The sequence below is a fragment of the Kitasatospora sp. NPDC007106 genome, assembly GCF_040634455.1.
Lineage (GTDB): Bacteria > Actinomycetota > Actinomycetes > Streptomycetales > Streptomycetaceae > Kitasatospora > Kitasatospora arboriphila.
The window spans coordinates 1-1,001 of sequence record NZ_JBEYFP010001492.1; the positions used below are offsets into that span (position 1 = coordinate 1).

Consider the following 1,001-nt stretch of genomic DNA (forward strand, 5'->3'; position numbering starts at 1 on the left):
GTCGGCACCCGCGCGGGGACCACGCCGACGGCTGGGGCAGCGACCCCGGCAGCCGGATGGAAGGCGGCCCGGGCCGCGAGGCCGAGCACCACCGAGGTCAGCACGGTGGTGGTGCCGCCGATGTCGGCGTAGAGGAAGTCGACGAGGATCCAGACCAGCAGGGCGAGCGCGGCCAGGGCGCCGCCGCGGGCCCGGCGCAGGCAGCCGGTCAGCAGGGCGAGGAAGAGCGCGGCGTACGCGGTGATGCCCAGCAGTCCCTGCTCGCTGAGCACCAGGAAGTACATGTTGTGCGGTGAGAGCAGCGGTTCGCGCTGGAAGCCGATCGTGGCGTCCTCGGCGTCGCTGCCGGAGGAGAGCCGCAGCGGGGCGTGGCCGTCGCGCAGCTGCTGGAAGGCCTTGGGCCCGGCGCCGGTGGCGGGGTGGTCCTGCCAGATCCGTCCGGCGGTCGCCCACAGGTCGTAGCGGTCGCTGACCGACTGGTCGGGGGCGGCCTGCACCGAGCCGATGCTGCCGAGCCGCTCGGCGACGCCGGAGGCACCGAGGCCGAGTCCGCCGACCAGCACCACCGCGGCGGCCGCGCCGATCACCGCGCAGCGCAGGGCGAGCCGGGCGTCGGCGCGCAGCATCAGCACGGCGACGGCCGCGGCGCAGGCGATCCAGCTGCCGCGACTGAAGGAGACGGCGAGCGGGAAGGTCAGCAGCGCGGCCGCGGCGTACAGCGCCCGGCGCAGGGCGGGCCGGCCGCCGGGGCCGCGTTCGCCGAGCGCCAGGGCGAGCGCGGCGAGCAGTCCGAAGCTGACCACGGTGGACATCGCCATGATGTCCAGGGCGCCGAAGGTGCCGACGGCCCGGACCGGTTGGCCGGCGTACGAGGCGCCGGTGCGGGTGAGGTACTGCTGCGCGCCGACCGCGCCCTCGACCAGGGCGGCGGCGACGAAGGCGCCCAGCACCAGCCGGCGGTCGCGGCGGGTGCGCAGCGCGCAGGCGACGGCGGCGGGCAC

1 protein-coding gene is annotated in these 1,001 nt (G+C 76.8%); it reads right to left on the bottom strand.

Annotated features, from left to right (window positions below; translation table 11 throughout):
- Window positions 1-1,001 (bottom strand): O-antigen ligase family protein (locus ABZ641_RS39515; protein WP_359989590.1); only part of this gene is annotated, 1,001 nt, incomplete at both ends.